Source organism: Amycolatopsis sp. WAC 04169 (assembly GCF_003947535.1).
Taxonomy (GTDB): domain Bacteria; phylum Actinomycetota; class Actinomycetes; order Mycobacteriales; family Pseudonocardiaceae; genus Amycolatopsis; species Amycolatopsis keratiniphila.
In genome coordinates this window covers 39,280-59,982 of sequence record NZ_QHJI01000013.1, presented here as the reverse complement: position 1 = coordinate 59,982, position 20,703 = coordinate 39,280, and the positions used below count along the sequence as shown (strand labels likewise).

Annotated in this window: 21 protein-coding genes; 7 read left to right on the top strand and 14 right to left on the bottom strand. The window is 69.0% G+C overall.

All coding sequences use genetic code 11. The annotated features are described in order from the left end of the window. Positions 1–119: 119 nt before the first annotated feature. Entirely contained in the window at positions 120–674 is a 555-nt protein-coding gene (locus tag DMC61_RS33600; RefSeq protein WP_125694383.1) for a hypothetical protein, read from the top strand. A 15-nt stretch (positions 675–689) separates the two neighbouring features. Here the strand turns inward: DMC61_RS33600 and shbA are convergent, their stop codons facing one another. After that, positions 690–1,865, bottom strand: coding sequence for an RNA polymerase sigma factor ShbA (gene shbA, locus DMC61_RS42035; RefSeq protein WP_305022430.1), 1,176 nt, complete (start codon positions 1,863–1,865; stop codon positions 690–692). Positions 1,866–2,043: 178 nt separating this feature from the next. Between shbA and DMC61_RS33590 the strand changes: the two genes are divergently transcribed. Further along, positions 2,044–2,295 (top strand): WhiB family transcriptional regulator, encoded by a 252-nt coding sequence (locus DMC61_RS33590; RefSeq protein WP_125694381.1) that lies wholly within the window; start codon positions 2,044–2,046, stop codon positions 2,293–2,295. A gap of 96 nt (positions 2,296–2,391) precedes the next feature. Here DMC61_RS33590 and DMC61_RS33585 read toward each other — a convergent pair whose 3' ends face one another. After that, positions 2,392–3,957: an MDR family MFS transporter gene (locus DMC61_RS33585; protein ID WP_370456437.1), complete on the bottom strand. Its 1,566-nt coding sequence runs from the start codon at positions 3,955–3,957 to the stop codon at positions 2,392–2,394. A 37-nt stretch (positions 3,958–3,994) separates the two neighbouring features. Next, positions 3,995–4,621, bottom strand: a complete 627-nt coding sequence (locus DMC61_RS33580; RefSeq protein WP_125694379.1) for a TetR/AcrR family transcriptional regulator — start codon at positions 4,619–4,621, stop codon at positions 3,995–3,997. A 100-nt stretch (positions 4,622–4,721) separates the two neighbouring features. Between DMC61_RS33580 and DMC61_RS33575 the strand changes: the two genes are divergently transcribed. Next, on the top strand, positions 4,722–5,465 hold the full coding sequence (locus DMC61_RS33575) for an SDR family NAD(P)-dependent oxidoreductase (protein ID WP_125694704.1): 744 nt from the start codon (positions 4,722–4,724) through the stop codon (positions 5,463–5,465). Positions 5,466–5,640: 175 nt separating this feature from the next. Continuing rightward, the gene (locus DMC61_RS33570; protein WP_125694378.1) at positions 5,641–6,840 is read left to right on the top strand and encodes an LCP family protein; all 1,200 of its coding nucleotides are present in this window, start codon (positions 5,641–5,643) and stop codon (positions 6,838–6,840) included. Positions 6,841–7,134: 294 nt separating this feature from the next. On the opposite strand, the gene DMC61_RS33565 is transcribed toward DMC61_RS33570, so the two are convergent. Next, on the bottom strand, positions 7,135–8,388 hold the full coding sequence (locus tag DMC61_RS33565; protein WP_125694376.1) for an HNH endonuclease signature motif containing protein: 1,254 nt from the start codon (positions 8,386–8,388) through the stop codon (positions 7,135–7,137). A gap of 280 nt (positions 8,389–8,668) precedes the next feature. Between DMC61_RS33565 and DMC61_RS33560 the strand changes: the two genes are divergently transcribed. Next, a complete protein-coding gene (locus tag DMC61_RS33560) occupies positions 8,669–9,964 on the top strand; it encodes a neutral zinc metallopeptidase (RefSeq protein ID WP_125694374.1) in 1,296 nt (431 codons plus the stop codon). 11 nt (positions 9,965–9,975) lie between these two features. Here the strand turns inward: DMC61_RS33560 and DMC61_RS33555 are convergent, their stop codons facing one another. The 10 genes from DMC61_RS33555 to DMC61_RS33515 all read right to left on the bottom strand — a co-directional run bounded on the left by DMC61_RS33555 (position 9,976) and on the right by DMC61_RS33515 (position 18,357). Beyond that, entirely contained in the window at positions 9,976–11,145 is a 1,170-nt protein-coding gene (locus tag DMC61_RS33555) for an acyl-CoA dehydrogenase family protein (RefSeq protein WP_016332578.1), read from the bottom strand. 1 nt (position 11,146) lies between these two features. Further along, on the bottom strand, positions 11,147–12,076 hold the full coding sequence (locus DMC61_RS33550; RefSeq protein ID WP_125694372.1) for a 3-hydroxyacyl-CoA dehydrogenase NAD-binding domain-containing protein: 930 nt from the start codon (positions 12,074–12,076) through the stop codon (positions 11,147–11,149). Further along, positions 12,073–12,819 carry an acetoacetate decarboxylase gene (locus DMC61_RS33545; RefSeq protein WP_125694370.1) on the bottom strand — a complete coding sequence of 249 codons (747 nt, stop codon included), beginning with the start codon at positions 12,817–12,819 and terminating at the stop codon, positions 12,073–12,075. The genes DMC61_RS33550 and DMC61_RS33545 overlap by 4 nt, the downstream gene beginning before the upstream one ends. Position 12,820: 1 nt before the next feature. Next, positions 12,821–13,588: a crotonase/enoyl-CoA hydratase family protein gene (locus DMC61_RS33540; RefSeq protein WP_125694368.1), complete on the bottom strand. Its 768-nt coding sequence runs from the start codon at positions 13,586–13,588 to the stop codon at positions 12,821–12,823. Positions 13,589–13,597: 9 nt separating this feature from the next. Then, entirely contained in the window at positions 13,598–14,755 is a 1,158-nt protein-coding gene (locus DMC61_RS33535; protein ID WP_125694366.1) for a CaiB/BaiF CoA-transferase family protein, read from the bottom strand. A gap of 111 nt (positions 14,756–14,866) precedes the next feature. Further along, positions 14,867–15,775: a LysR family transcriptional regulator gene (locus DMC61_RS33530; protein ID WP_125694364.1), complete on the bottom strand. Its 909-nt coding sequence runs from the start codon at positions 15,773–15,775 to the stop codon at positions 14,867–14,869. A gap of 4 nt (positions 15,776–15,779) precedes the next feature. Then, entirely contained in the window at positions 15,780–17,129 is a 1,350-nt protein-coding gene (locus DMC61_RS33525; protein ID WP_125694362.1) for a HAMP domain-containing sensor histidine kinase, read from the bottom strand. Next, positions 17,126–17,815: a response regulator transcription factor gene (locus DMC61_RS33520; protein WP_016332585.1), complete on the bottom strand. Its 690-nt coding sequence runs from the start codon at positions 17,813–17,815 to the stop codon at positions 17,126–17,128. The genes DMC61_RS33525 and DMC61_RS33520 overlap by 4 nt, the downstream gene beginning before the upstream one ends. A gap of 12 nt (positions 17,816–17,827) precedes the next feature. Next, on the bottom strand, positions 17,828–17,992 hold the full coding sequence (locus tag DMC61_RS41510; protein WP_167337766.1) for a hypothetical protein: 165 nt from the start codon (positions 17,990–17,992) through the stop codon (positions 17,828–17,830). After that, positions 17,989–18,357 carry a hypothetical protein gene (locus DMC61_RS33515; RefSeq protein ID WP_125694360.1) on the bottom strand — a complete coding sequence of 123 codons (369 nt, stop codon included), beginning with the start codon at positions 18,355–18,357 and terminating at the stop codon, positions 17,989–17,991. The genes DMC61_RS41510 and DMC61_RS33515 overlap by 4 nt, the downstream gene beginning before the upstream one ends. A gap of 73 nt (positions 18,358–18,430) precedes the next feature. On the opposite strand from DMC61_RS33515, the gene DMC61_RS33510 reads away from it, so the two are divergent. Both DMC61_RS33510 and DMC61_RS33505 read left to right on the top strand, forming a co-directional pair. After that, the gene (locus DMC61_RS33510) at positions 18,431–20,221 is read left to right on the top strand and encodes a CocE/NonD family hydrolase (RefSeq protein WP_125694358.1); all 1,791 of its coding nucleotides are present in this window, start codon (positions 18,431–18,433) and stop codon (positions 20,219–20,221) included. 30 nt (positions 20,222–20,251) lie between these two features. Further along, positions 20,252–20,689: an SRPBCC family protein gene (locus DMC61_RS33505; protein WP_125694355.1), complete on the top strand. Its 438-nt coding sequence runs from the start codon at positions 20,252–20,254 to the stop codon at positions 20,687–20,689. Positions 20,690–20,703: the final 14 nt, after the last annotated feature.

Genomic DNA, 20,703 nt, shown 5'->3' with positions numbered 1-20,703 from the left:
ACGTTACGAGTTCGAGCGCGGGGTGTCGTTCTGAGTCAGATGACGCAGACCGCGCGCGTCGCGCCATGTCACCGTCCTCAAGCCGCCGGGCACACCGGACGGCGGAAAGGGGAACGGACATGTGCGCTGCCCACAAGACATCGACCCTGGCGGGAGTCGCACTGGCGGCGGCGGTCCTGACCGGCTGCGCGCCGGACCCGGCGCCGGCGGCCCAGGAAGCGGCGCCTTCGCCGGCCGCGGCGGTGGCCTGGATGAACGGTTTCTGCGGCGCGGTCAAGGACTTCATCGACGGCAACAACAAGATGTCGTCGGCGAGCGGTGAGACCCTGGAAGCCGTCAAGAAGAGCACGAGCGACCAGCTCGGGCACTACGCCGCGATCCTCGCCAAGACGGTCGACGGCCTCGGCGCGCTGCCCGCCGCTCCGGTTCCGGCCGGAGACGCGGCGAAGCGGGAGTTCCTCGCGAAGTACACCTCGGCGCGCGACAAGACCGTGAAAGCGAAGGCGGGTCTGGACGCCGCGGGGACGAACGACACGGCGGCGCAAAGCCGTGCCGTGGAAGGGCTCCTCGCCGCCCAGAAGGACACGCACGGCGCGCTCGACCCGGTCGCGGCCGTCCTGGGCGCACCGGAGCTGAAGACGGCCGCGGCGAGTGCGGAACGCTGCCGCCCTTGAGTCGTGCCGCCACCTTCACTCTTCGGCGAGGATCTTCCGCAAACGCGTCAAAGCGCGGTGCTGCGCAACCCGCACGGCTCCGGCCGTCGAACCGACCACGGCGGCGGTCTCCTCCGCGGACAGGCCCACGACGATCCGCAACACGACGATCTCCCGCTGCTTGTCCGGCAGGATCCGCAGCAGTTCGCCCATCCGGTCGCTCAATTCGTTGTGCAGCGTCCGTTGTTCCGGGCCCACGGATTCCGAGATCCCGTCGGGGACTTCGGCGACGGGCTCCGTGCGGTTGCGGGCGGCGGCACGGCGGGCGTCGGCGACCTTGTGCTGGGCGATGCCGTAGACGAAGGCGAGGAACGGCCGCCCCCGTTCGCGATAGGTCGGCAGCGCGCGCAGGATCGCCACGCAGACCTCCTGCGCGACGTCGTCCGCCGAGGCGTACGTCCGTTCCTGTCTGCCGATCCGCGACCGGCAGTACCGGATCACGAGCGGCCGCACGGTGGTCAGCAGCTGGTTCAGCGCGCGCGGGTCACCTTTCCCGGCGGCCGCGACGGGTTCGTCGAGGGTGTACCACTGCGACGGCGTCACCTGTTCGGGTTCCGACTCCGCCGGGGTTCCGGGCGCGACCAGGGCGAGTTCCCTGACCATCGCGCGGTTCTTGATCCGGGCGAGGGTGTCCTCGGCGTCGAGTCCCATCCGCAAGGCGTCGAGGAAGGCGCCGTTGGCGCCGTCCAGCCGGTCGGCGAACCCGGGATCGTGCTCCGCCAGCCGGCCCCGCGCGTGGCGCAGGGTCGCGCCGACCGCCTCGCCGGCGATCCCGAGCACCCCGGCGATCTCCCGCGCCGAGTAGCCGTCCATCGTCCAGGCCATGGCCAGTTGCTGGCGTTTCGGCAGGCTCCCCAGCATCGTCAGGACGGCCGACGCCTCGTCGGCGAGAGCGGTGAGCTTGTCCTCCCGGCCGGCGTCGGCGGAGGCCCACTCGGCCCGGACCGCGGTCTGCTCCTTCGCCCGGCGAAGCCCGACGCGACGGACCCACGCCTTCGGCTGGGTGATGCCCTGCCAGTCTTCGTAGGCGTTGAGCATCGCCTCCGAGGCCGCGTCGCGCGCCGGGTCCAGCGCGAAGCCCGCCTTGCACAGGAAGCCGGTGAGCAGGGGAAATTCGGCGTGGAAGAACTCGTCGAACCCTTCGTGGCCCATCACCCGCACTCACCGCTCTCAGCCGCCTGACGCGAATGCCCTCACAGGACAGGTGCAGTGAGCGGGCCGCTGAGTGTAACGATTCGGTCAAGGTGATGTTTGCGGTGCGTACGAGGGCGGATACCCGGAAGTCGTTTGACGGGGAAGGGAAAATCGGAAAAAAGGAGGTGATAGGAAAATGGAAATGAGGATGGCGGGTGACCTGAGTGAGGCCGCTTGCCGCGGTGAGGATCCCGAACTGTTCTTCCCGGTCACCGAAACCGGCCCCGGCGCACGTCAAGCGGCCAGGGCGAAGGCCGTCTGCGCGCGGTGCCCGGTCGTATCGGCCTGTCTGGCCTACGCCGTGGACAACGGATTGGCCGACGGCGTTTTCGGTGGGCTGACCGGCAGCGAACGACGCCACTTGATTCGCGTTGGCAACGCTGCCTGAAACCACGTGCTCGCGTTCATCGAATTTCCACCGTGTTCTTCGTGCGCGCGAAAAGAGGGGCCCGGTTCCGCGAACCGGGCCCCTCAGTCGTGGCGATCAGGCGGCGGCGGTCTCCTCGGCCAGCCGCTCGTTGCCCGACTGGGTCTTGAGCGGCTTGTGCTTGAGGAAGGCGACGGCGACGATCACCAGCAGCGCGATCGGCGCGCTGATCAGGAACAACTCGCTGGTCGCCTCCCCGTAGGCCTCGCGGACGACGTTCGCGACCGGTTCGGGCAGCGTGGCGATGTTCGGCACCGCGCCGCCTTCGCCACCGCCGGGCAGCGGCCCGAGCTTTTCGCTCATCAACGCGAGGACCCGGTTCGCGAGCACCGCGCCCAGCGCGCTCACCCCGATCGAGCCGCCGAGGCTGCGGAAGAACGACAGCGTCGACGTCGCCGTGCCGAGGTCGTGCGCCTCGACGTCGTTCTGCGACACCAGGACCAGGTTCTGCATCAGCATGCCGACGCCGACCCCCAGCAGCACCATGTACGCGCCCAGGATGACCAGGTTCGTCTTCGCGTCGATGGTGCCCAGCAGCGCCAGGCCCGCGGTCATCAGCGCCGCGCCGAGCAGCAGGTGGCTCTTCCACTTGCCGGTGCGGCTGATCAGCTGACCCGAGACCGTGGACGACACGAGGATGCCGAAGATCATCGGCAGGCTCAGCAATCCGGCCACCGTCGGCGACTTGCCGAGCGACAGCTGGAAGTACTGCGACAGGAACACCGTCCCGCCGAACATCGCGACACCGACGAGGAAGCTCGCGAGGGTGGTCAGGGTGACCGTGTGGTTGCGGAACAGGGTCAGCGGCAGGATCGGCTCGGCCACCTTCGACTCGACGTAGACCGCGAGGGCGAGGATGACCACGCCCGCGGTCACCAGGCCGACCGTCCACCACGAGCCCCACGCGAACTGGTGCCCGGCCAGCGACGACCAGACCAGCAGCGTCGAGACACCGGCCATGATCAGGAACGCGCCGAGGTAGTCGACCTTGACGTCACGCCGGATCGTCGGCAGGTTCAGCGTGCGCTGCAGCAGCAGGATCGCCGCGATCGCGAACGGGACCCCGAGGAAGAAGCACCAGCGCCAGCCGAGCCACGACGTGTCCACCATGACCCCGCCGATCAGCGGGCCCGCGATGGTCCCGACGGCGAACACGGCACCGAAGATCCCCGAGTACTTCCCGAGTTCACGCGGCGACACGATGGCCGCCATGATCACCTGGGCGAGCGCGGTGAGCCCGCCCGCGCCGATGCCCTGGGCGACCCGGCTGCCGATCAGGAGCTCGATGTTGCCGGCGAACCCGGCGACCAGCGAACCGACCACGAACAACCCGAGCGAGAGCTGGATCAGCAGTTTCTTGTTGTACAGATCGGAAAGCTTGCCCCAGAGCGGCACCGTCGCGGTCATCGCGAGCAGTTCGGTGGTGACCACCCAGGTGTAGGAGGCCTGCGAGCCGCCGAGCTCGGAGACGATACGGGGCAACGCGTTCGCGACCACGGTCGAGGCGAGGATGGCGACGAACATGCCCATCATCAGCCCCGACATCGCTTCGAGGACCTGTTTGCGGCCCATCGAGCCCGCCGGGGCCTCCGGTTCTCGTGGTTCGGTCATGGATACGGACATGGTGGTCCCCCTTCGTGTTCCTGTGGTGCCGGGCGCGTCAGCGCGCGCGGCCGCCGGGCTCGGGGAGCCCGGCGAGAAGCAGTTCGACGGCGTCGTCCAGCAGGTCGAGCGCGGACATCCGGCCGTCGTGCTGGTACCAGAGCATCAGCACGGCGTTGACCGCGCCGCCGAGCACGGACAGCAGCAGCGTCGGGTACAGCTCGGCCTTGGGATCCGCGTCCGTACGGCGGGCGATCGCCTCGATCAGCGGCGCGATGGTGTCGTGGTTCATGGCCACCGCGCGCGAATGCAGGGTGGCGTTCTCCTGGATGGCCTTCATCCGGCCGAGCCACTCTTCGCGGTTCTCGTCGACTTGGGCGAAGTCTTCCTTCAGCGCGTCCACGAAAGCGCGGGGCGTGCTGACTTCCTTCGGCGTGGCAAGGAACTTCTCGATGGTGCGCTGGGTCCGCTCGGCGGTGTCGGCGTACGCGATGACGACAGCGTCCTCTTTGGACGCGAAGTAGTTGAAGAACGTGCGCGGGGAGACCCCCGCCGCCGCGCTGATGTCCTCGACCGTCACCTGGTCCAGGCCGCGTTCGGCGACGAGCCGGACGGCGGTGGTCGCCAGTGCGCGGTGGGTTTCCAGCCGTTTGCGCTCGCGGAGACCTTTGACGGGTTCGGGCATGGGCACCACGATACGCGCAAAGATGCAGATACTGCAAAATTGCAGTTTGTGAACCGTGCCACTGCCGACCGGCGCCGGGCCGGATGGCAGACTGCGGCGGGTGAGCGGAACGGTGCTGGTACTGGGCGGACGCAGCGAGATCGGCCTCGCGGTCGCGGAACGGCTCGCCAAGGGCGGGGCGCGCCGGGTCGTGCTGGCCGCGCGACGGAGCGCGGACCTCGGTGCGGAGTCCGAACGGCTGCTGGCCGCGGGCGCGGAGACCGTCGACGCCGTCGAGTTCGACGCCGACGACCTAGCCGGGCACGGTCCGCTCCTGGAGAAGGTCGTCGCGGAACACGGGCCGCTCGACGTCGTGGTCACCGCTTTCGGGATCCTCGGCGACCAAGCGCGGGCGGAAGCGGACGCCGGGCACGCCGTCGCGATCGTCCACACCGACTATGTGGCACATGTGAGTGTGCTGACGCATGTGGCCAATGTGCTTCGTGAGCAAGGAAACGGCAGCCTCGTGGTCTTCTCCTCGGTCGCCGGGGTGCGGGTCCGGCGGGCGAACTACGTCTACGGATCGGCGAAGGCGGGCCTCGACGGTTTCGCGAGCGGGCTGGCCGACGCCCTGCACGGCACCGGTGTGCGGCTGCTGCTCGTCCGGCCCGGGTTCGTGATCGGCCGGATGACCGAGGGCATGTCTCCGGCGCCGTTCTCCAGCACTCCCGATCAGGTCGCCGACGCGACGGTCGCCGCGCTCCGGAAGGGCCGGGGAACGGTGTGGGTGCCGGGACTCCTGAGGCCTATGTTCGCGGTGATGCGCGTGGTGCCACGCGCGATCTGGCGCCGGATGCCCCGCTAGGGAAGCGCTGCGCGGTCGGTCCGGCACTCGGTGTCGCGACCGGCTGTCTGCTTGATCACGTCGAATGGTCCGAACGGGCTTTAAGACCCGGTTATGACACTTTTCTCAGGTAATTCCCAGCTAACGCGGTGATCCTCGAATACGGGGGATCATTCACGGAAGCGGGGAGAAGGTCGTGCTGCTCACGTCGCGAGGACGGCGGATCGGCGGCCGCGTCGCACTGGGCCTGGTGTCGACGGCCGTACTGGGGGTCACGGGTTTCGCGTGGACCCAGTTGAGCCGTTTGGACGAAGCGATCGTCACCGCCGACGTGATCGCGCCCTCCGCGCAGGTGCCCGACGGCCCGGCGGGCGAACCGCTGAAGGTGGCGCAGAACATCCTGCTCGTCGGAATCGACTCCCGGACCGACACCAACGGGAACCCGTTGCCGCAGAACGTCCTCGACGCGCTGCACGCCGGAAGCGGCGACGACGGCGGCGACACCACCGACACCATGATCGTGGTCCACATCCCGGCGGGCGGCACGGGCGCGACGGCCATCTCCATCCCGCGTGATTCCTATGTGGACATCGCGGGCGGATTCGGGAAGCACAAGATCAATTCGGCGTACAGCCGCGGCAAGAACGCCGCGATGAACACACTGCGCGCCCAGGGGCTGTCCGGTCCGCAGCTCGAGGTCAAGGCCAACGAGGCGGGCGCCAAACTCACGATCCAGACGATCGAGCAGTTCACCGGCCTGTCCATCAACCACTACGCCGCCGTCAACCTCGCCGGGTTCTCCGCGCTGAGCGAAGCCGTCGGCGGTGTCGAGGTCTGCCTCAACAACCCCGTGCAGGACAAGTTCTCCGGTGCGTCGTTCCCGGCGGGCAAGCAGTTGCTTTCGGGCCCGCAGGCGCTGGCCTTCGTGCGGCAGCGGCACGGCCTGCCCAGCGACCTGGACCGCATCGCGCGGCAGCAGGCGTTCCTGTCGAGCATGGCCAAGACCGTCCTCGACGCCGGGACCTTCACCGACCCCACCAGGCTGAGCTCCCTGATCGGCGCGATCCAGGGCTCGGTCGTACTCGACCGCGGCTGGGACGTGCTCAGCTTCGCGCAGCAGCTGCGGGGGATGAGCTCGGGAGCGCTGAAGTTCCAGACGATCCCGGTGCAGAGCCTCTCCCTGCCGACGCCGTCCGACGGCGACGCGGTGAAGGTCGATCCGGCCGAGGTGAAGGCGTTCGTGAAGTCCGCGCTGAACGCGACGACCGTCGCCGCGGTGGGGGACCCGACGGGCGGGATCGGGATCAAGCCGGTGGCGGCCACTTCTTCGCTCGCCGCTCCGCCTTCGTCGTCCGGTGCTTCGACGCCGCCCGCGATGGCCGGCTGCGTGAACTGAGGCTCGACGACCGGGGACGAGTTTGGAGGATCTCGGCTCGGTCGTTCGATCTTGACCGGACCGTTGGCGATGGACTGTGTGGCTTTTGGGGCGTTGGATGACCTGAAATCCACACAGTCGTGCGTGATCGGTCCGGTCACGGTGGGTCGGCGGTCAGGGATGGATGAGGATGGCTTTGGGGCGTGATGGACTGTGTGGCTTTTGGGACGTCAGATGTCCCGAAACCCACACAGTCACCGACTGCGGGCATGGCGAGGGGCCCGTCGCCGGGTGGCTAACGGGCTCCTCGGGGGTTCAGACGTGATGCAGGGTGTTGCGCCGGGGTTTTCGGAGCGGGTCCCGGTATTGGGGTGGGATGAACTCCGGTAACCCATCGGCGGCCACCCGTACTTCCCAGTCGCCGTGGTGAATCAGCCGATGATGGAAACCGCAGAGCAGCACGAGATTTCGGAGATCGGTCGGTCCGCCGTCTGCCCAGTGCTCAATATGATGAGCGTGGCAATTCTTCGGCCTCCGATGACATCCGGGGAACGCGCAGCCACCGTCGCGGATGTTGAGTGCCCGTCTTTGGCCTGGGGTGACGAACCGTCGTAGTCGTCCTAGGTCGAGGGGTTCCCCGGCGGAGCTCATCACGACTGGCAACATCAAGCAGTCGCAGGCGGCGAGTCGGGCCTCGCGGGCGGTCATCGTGCCGACGAAGTCGAGGCAGGCGGTGCCGAGACCGGATTTGAGTTCCTCGAGTCCGATGGTGACGTGCACCAAGGTCCGGTAGCCGCTGGTGCCGGGCTGGTCCGGGCAGGCGATGGCCAGGTCGAGGAGTTCGGCCCAGGCGTCTCCCATGCGTTCGCACTTCATCCGTAGATCCGCTTGCCCGAACTCGTCGACGGGGCGTGGTTGGGCGTGTGCTTCCAGGGCGGCGGCGGTGCGGGCGCCGGTCTCGTCGTCGAGGAGGCCGGTGAGTTTCCAGAAGCCGTCTTTGCGGCGTTCCAGCGTGATCTCGCGACGTGGTTCCTTGGGCTCTGGATCCTTCGGCTCGTTGCCGTCGGGGTTGAGCCAACCCATCAGTTTCGTCTCGGCGTTGGAGAGTTGCCGGGGTCCGGCGTTCGGGGCAAGCTCGGCCAGGATCTTCTCCGCACTGGCCCGATCTTCAGCGGAGGTGTCGGCAGGGAGCCGTTTCAAAATGTCCAGGATCTGATCGATCCGCTCATCCCCGACCAACCCCTGAGCAGCGACCGCCGCAGTGGCAGGAGCGACAGGCGGAACCTCCGTGCCATCCAAGGCCCGCGTGGGATTCAAGGCGAGAGCCCGCTTCACCACCGCGCCCGCCTCGCCGCGCGACAACCCCGCCATCTCCGCGAACCAGCTAGCCGTACTTCCATGCCCATACAAGTCTTTGACGCCACGATCCTCGATCTCCGCCAGAAACCGCCCCAAACAAGCGGTCGCCACCCTGATCACCTGCAACGACTGCTGCACGCCATGCGCAAGCTCCAGCTTGCCAGCGCGCCACAACTCCTGCGGCAACTCGGGGAGGAAGGTCTCGGACACCCGTCAATAATACCGCATTTCATCGAACACATGTTCGTAATTTTAAGCAACAAATGAAATGCGCGAACAACACTGAAGGGTGATTGGTCGCAGAACGGCGACTACCCTGAAGCAGCAGCCGGCCAAGATTCTTTTGAACCGCATCGCGCCACCGTCCGTGTCCCTGGAGCCGGGGAAGTCACGGACACGGGATGGTGTGATGAAGCGCTGGACGATTCTGGTGAGCCTTTCCCTCTGCCTCGCCGGGTGTGCCGCGACCGTAGGGGGAGCGGCACAACCGGTGGATCCGACCCGCGTCGCGGGGCTCGAGATCACCGACGGCCCCAGTGGTCTCAAACCCGGCGTGCTCGACGCCGGTCTCCCGGTCGTCGGCGGTGACGGCGGCGAGATCGACCGGCTCGCGGCCAACGCCGTCGCCGACGTCCAGCGGTATTGGCGCGAGCATCTGCCCGCGACCTTCAAACGCGACTTCCGGCCGCTGGCCACCCTCGTCTCCTACGACTCGGGTGGCCGCGCCCGCGAGGTGTGCGGCACCTCGACCGCCGGGCTGGTGAACGCCTTCTACTGCTCGGTGGAAGACGTCGTCGCTTGGGACCGCGGCGAGTTGTTGCCGATGCTCAACGATTCCCTCGGCCCGGCCGCGGTGATGACCGTGCTCGCCCACGAGATCGGCCACGCCGTCCAGTTCCGGCTGGGCCTGCCGGGCACGGCGCCGTCGATCGTCAAGGAGCAGCAGGCCGACTGCTACACCGGGGCGTACCTCCGCTGGGTCGCCGAGGGCAGGTCGCCCATGTTCCAGGTCTCCACCGGCCGCGGGCTCAACGAGGTGCTCACCGCCCTGTTCCGGATCCGGGATTCGGCGGGGGTCGCCTTCGACGACGACGGGGCGCACGGCAACGCGTTCGACCGGGTTTCCGCGTTCCAGTTCGGCTTCACCGACGGGCCCGCCCGGTGCGCGAAGATCGACGAGCGGGAAATCGAGGGCCGGAGCACACAAGGCGGATTCGGTTCCGCGGCGGCGAACGTCCGCCTCGACGACCGGCAGGCCTTGGCCGACCTCACCACCAGCCTGCGGCAGGCCTTCCGGCTCGCCGCCACCCCGCCGACGCTCACCACCGGAGCGGCCTGCGGCGTGACGGCGGAGGACGCGCTCGCGTCGTACTGCTCGGAGTCCAACCAGATCAACCTCGACCTCGACGGTCTCGTCCGTATCGGGACCCCGCCGCGCAGGGGGCGGCAGGGCGGCATCGGTGACTTCGCCGCGTTCGCCGAGGTCGCGTCGCGCTACACGCTCGCGGTCCAGCAGGAAGGCGGGTTCCGGCTCGACGGTCCGGTGGCCGCGCAGCGCACCGCGTGCCTCACCGGCTTCTGGGCGTCGACCCTCACAGACGGCGGTGCGCTCACGTTGTCGCCGGGCGACCTCGACGAGGCGATCGCCGAGATGCTGACCCGGAACAGCCTGATCGCCGCGGATGTCCGGGGCCGGACGCTTCCGGCGGGTTTCGCGAGAGTCGCCGCCTTCCGTGACGGTTTCTCCTCCGGCGCCCAGGACATCTGCGGCAAGAAGTACCGGTAGCTTCGCGAGGCTTACACGAAGGCGCTCTGGCCGGTGATCGCCTTCCCGACGATCAGCGTGTTCATCTCCCGCGTGCCTTCGAACGAGTAGATCGCCTCGGCGTCGGTGAAGAACCGCATGATGTCGTTGTCCAGCACGATCCCGTTGCCGCCGAAGATCTCACGGCCCCAGGCGACGACCTCCCGCATCCGCGAGGTCACGAACGCCTTGGCCAGCGACGAGTGCTCGTCCTTGAAGATCCCGGCGTCCTGCAGCCGCGCCAGTTGCACCAGCATGCCCCACGACGCGGTGATGTTGCCGAGGCTCTTCACCAGCAGGTCCTGCACCAGCTGGAACCGCGCGATCGGACGGCCGAACTGCTCGCGTTCCTTGGCGTAGTCCAGCGCGAGTTCGTAGGCGCCGATCATCACGCCCAGCGCCTGCCAGGCCACCCCGCCCCGCGTCGCGCGCAGGATCTCGGCGACGTCGCGGAAGGAGTCGATGCCCTGCAACCGGTTCGCCTCCGGCACCCGGACGTCGGTCAGCGTGATCTCGGCGTTCTCCACGATCCGGAAGGCGAATTTGTTCTCGATCTTGACCGGCACGAATCCCGGCGAATCCTTCTCGACCACGAAACCCTTGACGTGGTTGTCTTCCTCGTCCCGGGCCCACACGACGACCAGATCGGCGAAGGTCGCGTTGCCGATCCATTTCTTGGCGCCGTTGAGGATCCAGGTGTCGCCCTCGCGTCGCGCCGTGGTGCGCATGCCACCCGCGACGTCGGAACCGCCGAGCGGCTCGGTCATCGCGAAGGCGCCGATCTTGTCCATCGCGGCCATCGACGGGAGCCAGCGATCGCGCTGCTCCTGGTCACCCCCGGAGTAGATGCTGTACATCGCGAGTCCGTTGTGGACACCGAAGAACGTCGCCACCGATGGGTCCGTGCGGGTCATCTCCATCGCCATCATGCCGCTGAGCAGGTGGCTGGTGGCCGGAAGGTGCTCGCCGTAGCCCTCGTAAGGCAGCCCGGCGAGGCCGAGTTCGCGGAACTTGCCGACGAGTTCGTGCGGGAACTCGCCCTTGGCCCAGTACTCGTTCACCAGCGGCTTGACCTCGGTGCGCATGAAGTCGCGCGTCTTGAGCAGCAGCTTGCGCTCCTCCTCGGGCAACAGGTCCTCGTAGGCGTAGAAGTCGGCGGTCATTTCAGTTCTCCTCCCTGGCGGCACTGTCCAAAGCGGACAGCACGGCGAGCTGCTTGCGGTCGCGCGTCTCGGCGAGTTCCGAGTACGTGGAGGAGCCGTAAGCGGATTCCACGGCTTCGATGAGCCGTTCCTGGTGTTCGGGGTCTTGCGAGGGCTGCCCGAGGCCCGCCCACATCTTCTTCATCGACTTGCCGATGTGCTCGGCCATGTGCCGGTAGCCGCCGGGGCCGCCGCCCAGATGCGAGCCGAGGAACGGCCCGACGGTCGACCAGCGGATACCGAGCGAGTTCGTCATCACCGCGTCCAGTTCGGACGGGGACACGACACCCTGTTCCACCAGGTAGATCGCCTCGCGGCTCAGCGCGTTCTGCAGCCGGTTGCCGACGAAGCCGGGGATCTCCTTGCGTTCCACCACCGGAGTGCGGCCGACGAAGCGGTAGAACTCCACGGCCCTCTCGACCGACTCGGCACTGGTGCGCTCACCGGGTACGACCTCGACCAGCGGGATCAGGTGCGGTGGGTTGAACGGGTGTCCGATGAGGACTCGCGACGCGTCGTCCAGCTCCGCCGCGAACGCCGTCGAGGGGATCGCGGAAGACGAGCTGAGCAACAGCGCGTGAGACGGTGCTTCGCGGACCAACGTCGCGAACAGGTCCTTTTTGAACTCGACGTTCTCGGGTCCGTTCTCCTGCACCACATCCGCGTTGCGGACGGCCTCCGCGACGTCGGCGGCGAGGTGGACGCGAGGGGCGAGGTCCGTGGCGGTCCGGCCGAGATGCGGGGCGAACGCCTCCAGCGCCTTCGCGACGGCCTCGGCGAGGTCCGGCCGCGGGTCCGAGACGTGGACCTCCATGTCGTGCGCGGCGAACAACGCCGTCCACGACAGGCCGATGGTGCCCGCGCCGATCACGGCGGCGGTGCGGAAAGTCATGACCGTGCTCCCTTCAAGTAGTCGAAGACCGGCTTGACCGGGGCGAGCGTCAGGTCGGTGAGGATGTGGCTCGCGGAGACGACCTCCAGCACCGGGAGATCGGCGAGCGGGGCCAGCACGTGCTGGAACAGTTGCAGCCGCGCCGGCCCGGTCCAGGCCTCCTTGACCACCACGTCGGTGATCTCGGTGCGGACCAGCTCGAACACCCGGGGCGAACCGTCGTAGTCCGGGATGGTCTTGAGCATGAACGTCGGCACGGTGATCTGCGCTTCGGCCTCGGCCACGTCCAGCCGGTGGTGCTTGTAGCCCATGGTCGCGGTGGCGACGCGCTGGCTGCCGTAGTCGAGGGTGCCGACGAGCGCGCCGTTCTCGGCGAACAGCTTCGGCGAGCCGATGGTCTTCGGGTACGCGCTGATCTCGCGGCCGGACGCGGTGGCCGGGAAGTTGTCGAGGTACATCGCGTGCAGATACTCGCCACGTTCGCCCTCGAAGCTCACCGGGATCGCTTGCCCGGACTCGGTATACGGCCCGTAACCGCTGACGTCGCCCATCTTCATCACTTCGAACCGCACCAGCGGCTCGCCGATCTCCAGCGGCTCCGGCACGACGGCACGCAGGGCATCGGCGTCGGTGCGGTAGACGATGTTCAGGTACTCGCGGTTCGTGAACCGGGGCACCACCGGTGCGTACGCGGGGTTCGCGAGCGGGGTGGTGACGTGCCGGAGAACGTCTTGCTGCTTCATCTCACTCTCCAGTCCACTGTGGAGCGCGGCGCTCGGCGAAGGCCTGCATGCCTTCGCGGACGTCGGCCGACTTCATCAGCGCCGGAAGCTCCGAACGCTGGGAGGCAAACGCTTGCGCGTCGGGGACGCCGTCCGCCGCGCGGACGATCTTCTTGACCAGTGCCAGCGCGAGGGGAGCGTTCGCGGCGATCCGCTCGGCCAGTTGCAGCGCGACCGCGGCGGCCTCACCGCTCGGGACGACCCGGTTCACCAGGCCCAGACTTCCGGCGCGTGCCGCGTCGATCGGTTCGCCGGTGAGCAGGAACTCCATCGCCAGGTGATGCGGGATCCGCTTCGGCAGCCGGATCACTCCGCCGCCGGCGGCGATCAGCCCGCGCTTCACTTCCGGCAGGCCGAACTTCGCGTCCTCGGCGGCGACGATCAGGTCGCAGCCCAGCGCCAGTTCGAATCCGCCGCCCATCGCCCAGCCTTCGACGGCCGCGATCAGGGGCTTCGACAGTTCGGTTTCGGTCAGCCCGCCGAACCCGCGGCCGGGGATCTCGGGCGATTCGCCCTTCAGCGCCGCCTTGAGGTCCATCCCGGCGCTGAACGAGCCGTCCGCGCCGGTCAGGACTCCGGCGCGCAGCGCGGGATCGGCTTCCAGCAGGTCGAGTGCTTCGGCCAGACCGGCCGCGACGGCGGCGTTCACCGCGTTGCGCGCCCGCGGCCGGTCGATCGTGATCAGCAGCGTGCCGCCGACCCGTTCCGTGCGTACTTCTTTGGTGCTCATGGTTCTTCCTCAGCGGGTGATGGCGAGTTCACGCAGGACCTCTTCGGTGTCCTGGCCGGGCAGGGGAGCCAGGCGCCGGACCGAACCGGGGGTCGCGGAGAACTTCACCGGGATGCCGATGGTGCGGATCGAGCCCTCGCTCGGGTGCTCGACGACGTCGAGCAGGTGGCCGTCGCGGACGTACTCGTCGTCCTGCGCGTGGTCGAGTTCGAGGACGGGCGCCATCGGGATGCTGTGCTTCGCGCAGACCTCGGTCCATTCCGCGGTGGTCAGCGCCGGGGCGCATTCGGCGATCATCGCGGCCAGCGCCTCGTGGTCGGCGCCGTCGATCGCGTCGCCGTTGACCCGTGGGTCCTCGGCCAGCTCCGGCCGCCCGGCGGCGTGGAAGAAGTCGCGGAAGTTCTGCGGGTTGTACGGGATCACGCAGGCCATGCCGTCCTTGGTGTGCACCGCCTGGTGCCCGGGGTTCATCGACGGGCCGAAACCGGTCGGCCCCTCGGCCGGCTCGAAGACGTGCCCGGCGAGATGCTCGACGAGGTTGAACGCGATCAGCGTGTCCGTCATCGGGATCTCGACCCGCTGGCCCTCGCCGGTCCGGTCGCGGTGCACCAAGGCGGCGAGCACGGTGTAGGCGATGGTCAGGGAGGAGACCTTGTCGCCGATGATCGTCGGCAGGTAGACCGGCTTGCCCAGGGCGCGGTTCGCGACGTCGACCAGGCCGGAAGAGGCCTGCACCGTCTCGTCGTAGGCCGCGTGACCCGCGCGGTCGGAGTCGCCGCGGAAACCCTGCGCGTGGGCGTAGACCAGGCCGGGGTTGCGCGCGGCGAGGTCGGCGTAGTTCATGCCGAGCCTGCTCAGCGCGCCGGGGCGCATGTTGGTGATGAGCACGTCGGCGGTGTCGATCAGCTTGAGCGCCTGCTCGCGTTCCTCTTCGTCCTTGAGGTTGAGGGCGACGCTGCGCTTGTTGCGGTTCACGTTGAGGTTGAGCGCGGTCATGCCCGGCGTCGTACGGAACTTGCCCACTCGCACGGTATCGGCGGGGGACTCGATCTTGATCACGTCGGCGCCCAGGTCGCCGAGGATCTGTGCGGCGTACGGGCCCATGACGACCGTCGAGAGGTCGATCACGCGAACGCCGTCCAGTGGTCCGGTGGCGGTGTGAGTCATTTTGCTTCCCTTCGCCGTTGTTCGCTCTACCACCGAAGTTAGGCGCGAATTGCGGCAAAGGGAATGATCAAGAAAAGCGGAATGGTATGACCGCCGTGGTCATACCATTCTTCAGGTCGAAAGCGGTTCGGCGAAGATCTCGCGTACTCCCGCCACCAGTTCGGCGAGGTCGCCCTCCTCGCCGCGATCACGCCGCCAGACCAGGGCGGTCTCCAGCTGGGGGCGGAAATCGGCGAACGGCAGGATGGTCGCGCCGTCGACCAGGAACAGATGCATCGGGCTCGCCGGATCGAGCATCGTGATCGAGAACGACGAACCGTTCGCCACCAATTCGGAAATGCCCGAATATTCGGTTCCGCCGACCTTGAGCCGTTTCTTGATGCCCGCTTTCGACAGGGTGTGGTCCATATCGTCCGAATAGGCCGGAATGCTCTCCGACGCCGACGGGATATAGGACAGATCACGCAATTCGGCGAGGTCCACCGTTTCCCGGCCGGCGAACCGGGCGGCCGGGACCACCGCGCCGAGCCGCTCCACCTGCACCGGGACGATCTCCAGCGCGGGATCGGTCACCGGCATCCGGACCAGCGACAACGCCAGCTTGCCTTCGTGCACCGCGGCGACCAGATCGGGGGTCGTCCCGGGCCAGCGCTTGAGTTCGAAGCGGTCGTGACAGCGTTCTTCGAGCCGTTTGACCCGCTCACGCAGGGCCGGGTGCACGCCGGCGGGGATGCCGACGAACACGGTGCTCCGGCGCGGTTTCACCGCCTCCTGCAGCCGCCAGGGGATCGCGTTGACCTGTTCGAGGACGTCCCGCGCGATGGGCAGCAGCGCGGAGCCCGCCGCGGTGAGCGTGACGTGGTGCGTGCTGCGGTCGAACAGCTTGTGGCCCAGTTCGTGTTCGAGGTCCTTGATGCGCTGGCTCAGCGGGGAGGCGGCCATGTGCAGTTTGCGGGCCGCCTGGGAGAAGTTCAGTTCCTCGGCGACGGCCACGAAATACCGCAGGTGCAACATCTCCACGTGATCACCCTAACCGGAGCGCCACCGTGAACGCGGCTCCGCCTTCCGGCGCCGGGCCGGCCGTCAGCGTGCCGCCCATGCGGGTGACCAGGCCGTGCGCCAGCGCGAGCCCGATACCCGAGCCGACCGGGCGGCGGTCGCGGTAGCGCCGGTTCAGCACCCCGCGTTCGAACGCGACCGGGTAGTCCTCCGGCGCCAGGCCGGGCCCGCCGTCGCGCACCGCCAGCCGGGCTTGGCCGTCGGTCGCGACCAGCGAGAACACGATCGGCGCGCCCGCCGGGGTCACGCGCAGGGCGTTCTCGGCCAGTCCGTCGACGACCTGGCGGAGCCGCCGCGGATCGGCGATCACCGGCACCTCGCCCGGCGGCCGCTCGACCACCAGCGTGACGTCCTGCCGGGCGCATCGCAGCCGCCAGACGTCCGCGCATTCGTCGACCAGCGCGGCGAGATCGAGCCGTGCCGGGTCGAGGCGGAACTCGTCCGCGCCGAGCCGGGCCAGCTCCAGCAGATCGCTGACCAGGCGTTCCAGCCGTTCCGCCTCGCGATGGATGGTCTGCCCGGCGCGGCGTGCGTCCTCGCCTTCGGCCACGCCGTCCCCGATCGCCTCGGCGAATCCGGTGACGGCGGTCAGCGGCGTCCGCAGTTCGTGCGACACCGAAAGCAGGAACTCGCGCTGCCGCGCCTCGCTGTACTGCAGGGCGTCGGCCAGTTCGTTGACCGATTTCGCCACGTCCGCGACCTCGGACGGGCCTTCCACCGGAACGCGCAGGTCACGACGCCCGGAGCGCATCCCGCTCGCCACGGACGCGACCCGGCGCAGCGGCCGCGACAGCATCCGGCTCAGCACCAGTCCCGCGATCGCGGCGACCGCCAGCCCGGCGCCGAGCGCGAGCACGGTGTTGCGCACCAGCGTCCGGCCGCGTGCCTCGCCGATCTCCGTCGCCTGGACGAGCGCGAACGCGGCCCCCTTGGTGCCCACGGTGCGGACTTCGACGAGGTACTGCTCGCCCTCCACCGACACCGTGCCCGAGCGGGTGAATCCCGTTCGCGCGGCGGCGATCGCCGCCGTCGTCCCCGCGCCGCCGAGTGTCCCGTTCGGACGGCGGACGACGACGTCGATCCCTTGCCCGCGCACGACTTCGGCGACCTTGCCGACGGAGAGCCGGTTCCCGATTCCGGTCTCGTCGAGCTGGCTCGCGACCACGTCGGCCTGCGCCGAAAGCGACTGCCGGAGCACGTCGGTGCCGGTGGTGCGGATGAGCCGGGCCGCGACCAGCCCGGCGACCACCACCGCGACCGCGGCGATCGCGAGGCACACCACGGTGATCCGCAGCGCGAGCGACGTCCGGTTCATCCGGCGTCCGCCGCGTAACCGATGCCGCGGACCGTCCTGATCGGACTGTGCTCGCCCAGTTTCCCGCGCAGCTGGGCGATGTGGACGTCGACGGTCCGCGTGCCCGCCGAAGCCGCGTACCCCCAGACGGAACTGAGCAGCTGCTCGCGGCTGAACACCTGGCCGGGCCGTCGCGCCAGATGGGTCAGCAGATCGAACTCGGTCGACGTCAGCGCGATCTCGGTGCCGCCGGCCCAGACACGCCGCTGGGTGACGTCGACCCGGACGCCGCCCGCGGTGTAGGTCTCGGCGGGCGACGGCGCCCCGGCGGCCCGGCGCAGCACGGTCCGGACCCGCGCGGAGAGCTCACGCGGGCTGAACGGTTTCGTCAGGTAGTCGTCCGCGCCGATCTCCAGGCCCAGCAAGCGGTCCAGTTCGTCGTCGCGCGCGGTCACGAACAGCACGGGCGTCCAGTCGCCGTCCGCGCGCAGGGTCCGGCAGATCTCGATACCGTCCATTCCGGACAGTCCGATGTCGAGCACGATCGCGACCGGGCGCATCCGCCGGATCGTGGCCAGTGCCGCGCCGCCGTCCGCCTCCACGTGCACGCCGAACCCGTCCCGCCGCAGGTACAGCGAGGCGAGTTCGGCGATCGCGGGGTCGTCCTCGACGACCAGCACCAGCCCGCGTCCCGGTTGTGTCGTCACCGGCCGATCCTGTCACGGGGCCGGGTCGCCGGCCATGTCCTGCTCGATCGAGTCGAGGGTGTGCTGGACGTCGCTCAGCTCGCCCGGCGCCGGGCTCGACGCGGGCTCGTCGTCGCCGCACGCGGCCGTGCCGAACAACGCGAGCGCGGTCAAGCCCGCGGCCAGGAGGCGTTTCACTTGCCCGCCTTGCAGTGCGCGGCGGCGAACGCGTCGAGCTTCTGCTTCGCCGCGGTGAGTTCGGGAAGCCGTCCGCTGCGCTTGTCGGCGCGCTTCTGGAGCCTGTCGGCGGTGTCGTTGTGGCCCTTCTTGCGCTGGCCCTCGGCCCGGGCCTTGAGGTTCGCGACCGAACCGCGGACCTCGGGACCACCGTTGATGCGTTCGGTGAGCTTCGTGGTGCGCTGGGTGAGCTTGGGCAGCCATTCGGCGCACAGTGTCTGGGACTCTTCGGGGCTCAGGGTGATCGGTGCCTGGGCCGAGGCGGCGGGGGCGAGCGCGACGAGGCCGGCGGCGGTGAGGCAGACGGCGATGGTGTGTTTCAGCATGCGAAGAGCGTGGCGCGGCCGGATACGAGGAATGTGGGGGAAATGTTCGGGTTTTGTAAGCGATACTCGGACGATGGGGCTCAAAAGCTTGACCGCCACCGTCGTGGCGACGCTGCTGTTCACCGCCGCACCCGCCGTCGCGTCACCCGCGTTCGTCCTGCGTGACGGCGTCAGCGAGCCGGTGTTCTCCTACGAGAAGGCCATCCGGGAGACCGCCTGGGTGGAGACCGGCCAGGACCTCGACCGCGACGGGCAGGTCGACCGCGTCGCCGCCGACATCATCCGCCCGGCGGAACCGGCCGCGCGCGGGCAGCGCGTCCCGGTGATCATGGACGTCAGCCCGTACTTCGAAAAGGTCGGGCGCGGCAACGAGCGCCAGTCGAAGACGTACCTTCCCGACGGCACGCCGTCGCAATTCCCGCTCTTCTACGACAACTACTTCGTCCCGCGCGGATACGCGGTGGTGCTGGTCGACGTCGGCGGCACCAATCGCTCGTCCGGCTGCTTCGACGACGTCGCGTCCGGCAACGGCGTCGTGAACTGGCTCAACGGGCGCGCTCAGGCCTTCCGCACGCCGTTCGGGCCCGAGCGGATCCGCGCGGGCTGGGCGAACGGGTCGGTCGGCGCGATCGGGAAGTCGCAGGACGGAGCGACCGCGATCGGCATGGCGGCGTCCGGGATCGAGGGGTTGAAGACGATCGTGCCGATCGCGGGGGTCAGTTCGTACTACGAGGTCCACAACTCCCACGGCGCCTACTTCGGCTGGGCGGGCGGGCCCGGGTTCTACAACGAGCGCGCCGAGAAGCTGTGCCGTCCGTTCGAGGAGGACAACGCGCGGCGCGCGGGGACGGACGGGAACTTCAACGAGTACTGGCGTGGGCTCGACTACGTCGCGAAGACCGGCAAGGTGCGCGCGAGCGTTTTCGCGTCCATGGGCTTCCACGATCTCAACGTCAACCCGATCCAGTTCGGGCCGTGGTGGGAGGCGCTGAACGCCCACGGTGTGCCGCGCAAGGCGTGGCTGCACCAGGCGGCACACGTCGATCCGTTCGACCTCGACCGGTCACTGTTCGTGCGGACGCTGCACCGCTGGTTCGACCGCTGGCTGCTCGGCGTCCGCAACGGCGTCGAGACCGAACCCGCGATCCGCGTCGAGCACACGCCGGACCGCTGGACCGACGAACGCCGCTGGCCGCCTGTCACGGGGACGCGCGTGGTGTGGCCATCGGTGTCGGGCGGGCTGGGGAATCGCCCGTCGCTGGGCACGGCTTCGGTGATCGACGACCCGGCGCGCGGGGCGTCGCGGTGGGTGGAGAACCCGTCGCAGCCCAGCCCGGATCGGCTCGTCTTCGCCGGTGAACCCGTGCGGGCGGACACGCGCGTGGCCGGGACCGCCACCGTGACGGTGACCGCCCGCTCGGACAAACCGAGCGCGCGGCTCGGCGCGGTGCTGGTCGACTACGGGCCCGCCACCGTGCGGAACACGACGTGGCCGGCGCTCGGCACGAAGGACCTGACGACCCGCTCGTGCTGGGGCGCGGGCACCGCCGCGGACACCGGCTGTTTCGTCGACACCGTCGCCGATCTGACCACTGTGGACAAACGGATCGTCGCGACCGGCTGGGCGGACCTCGGCCACCACCGGTCACTGTGGCGGGGTGAGCCGCTCGTGCCGGGCAAGGCGTACACGATGACGTTCCGGCTGAGCAGCCTCGACCACGTCGTCCCGGCGGGGCACCGGCTGGCGCTCGTCCTGGGCGGGACCGATGGGGACATGTTCGACCCGGCGCTGCCCGCGCTCGGCTCCCGGGTGACGTTCGAGCTGGGCGGGACTTCGCTCTCGGTGCCCGTCGCCCGCATTTAGTCCTCTGAATGCGAGAGACAAGGAGAACGTATGGCGAAGATCCAGCGCATTTCCGTCCACGGCCACACGAGCGCGAGCCCCGAAGACGTCTACGCGCTCCTCGTGGACCGCGAGCATTGGCCCGACTGGTCGCCCATGGGCGCGTTCCGGCTGCTCGACAAAGTGGACGACAACGGTCTCGGCGCCGTCGGCGTCTTCAGCACCAACGGCGTCAACAGCTGCGAAGAGGTCATCGCGCTCGAACCCGGCAAACGCTTCGGCTACTCGCTGAAGAAGGGGCTCCCGGTGCGGGACTACCGCGCCTACGTCGACCTCACGCCCGAGCGCGGCGGCACCGCGATCCACTGGCATTCCACGTTCACCGCCAAGATCCCGGGCACCGGCTGGTTCTATCGCCGCTTCCTCGGCCACTTCATCGGGCGCATGGTCGGGAGCCTCGTGGCGCGCGCCTCGCGCGGCGCACCATAAAGTAGGCGCATGGC

Excerpts from the sequence above, each read along its gene's own strand:
- DMC61_RS33550 (WP_125694372.1), bottom strand. The coding sequence starts at position 12,076 with ATGACTTTCCGCACCGCCGCCGTGATCGGCGCGGGCACCATCGGCCTG.
- DMC61_RS33580 (WP_125694379.1), bottom strand. The coding sequence starts at position 4,621 with ATGCCCGAACCCGTCAAAGGTCTCCGCGAGCGCAAACGGCTGGAAACC.
- DMC61_RS33535 (WP_125694366.1), bottom strand. The coding sequence starts at position 14,755 with ATGACTCACACCGCCACCGGACCACTGGACGGCGTTCGCGTGATCGAC.
- DMC61_RS33585 (WP_370456437.1), bottom strand. The coding sequence starts at position 3,957 with ATGTCCGTATCCATGACCGAACCACGAGAACCGGAGGCCCCGGCGGGC.
- DMC61_RS33545 (WP_125694370.1), bottom strand. The coding sequence starts at position 12,819 with ATGAAGCAGCAAGACGTTCTCCGGCACGTCACCACCCCGCTCGCGAAC.
- DMC61_RS33600 (WP_125694383.1), top strand. The coding sequence starts at position 120 with ATGTGCGCTGCCCACAAGACATCGACCCTGGCGGGAGTCGCACTGGCG.
- DMC61_RS33555 (WP_016332578.1), bottom strand. The coding sequence starts at position 11,145 with ATGACCGCCGACTTCTACGCCTACGAGGACCTGTTGCCCGAGGAGGAG.
- DMC61_RS33525 (WP_125694362.1), bottom strand. The coding sequence starts at position 17,129 with ATGAACCGGACGTCGCTCGCGCTGCGGATCACCGTGGTGTGCCTCGCG.
- DMC61_RS33590 (WP_125694381.1), top strand. The coding sequence starts at position 2,044 with ATGGAAATGAGGATGGCGGGTGACCTGAGTGAGGCCGCTTGCCGCGGT.
- DMC61_RS33540 (WP_125694368.1), bottom strand. The coding sequence starts at position 13,588 with ATGAGCACCAAAGAAGTACGCACGGAACGGGTCGGCGGCACGCTGCTG.
- DMC61_RS33510 (WP_125694358.1), top strand. The coding sequence starts at position 18,431 with ATGGGGCTCAAAAGCTTGACCGCCACCGTCGTGGCGACGCTGCTGTTC.
- shbA (WP_305022430.1), bottom strand. The coding sequence starts at position 1,865 with ATGGGCCACGAAGGGTTCGACGAGTTCTTCCACGCCGAATTTCCCCTG.
- DMC61_RS33505 (WP_125694355.1), top strand. The coding sequence starts at position 20,252 with ATGGCGAAGATCCAGCGCATTTCCGTCCACGGCCACACGAGCGCGAGC.
- DMC61_RS33515 (WP_125694360.1), bottom strand. The coding sequence starts at position 18,357 with ATGCTGAAACACACCATCGCCGTCTGCCTCACCGCCGCCGGCCTCGTC.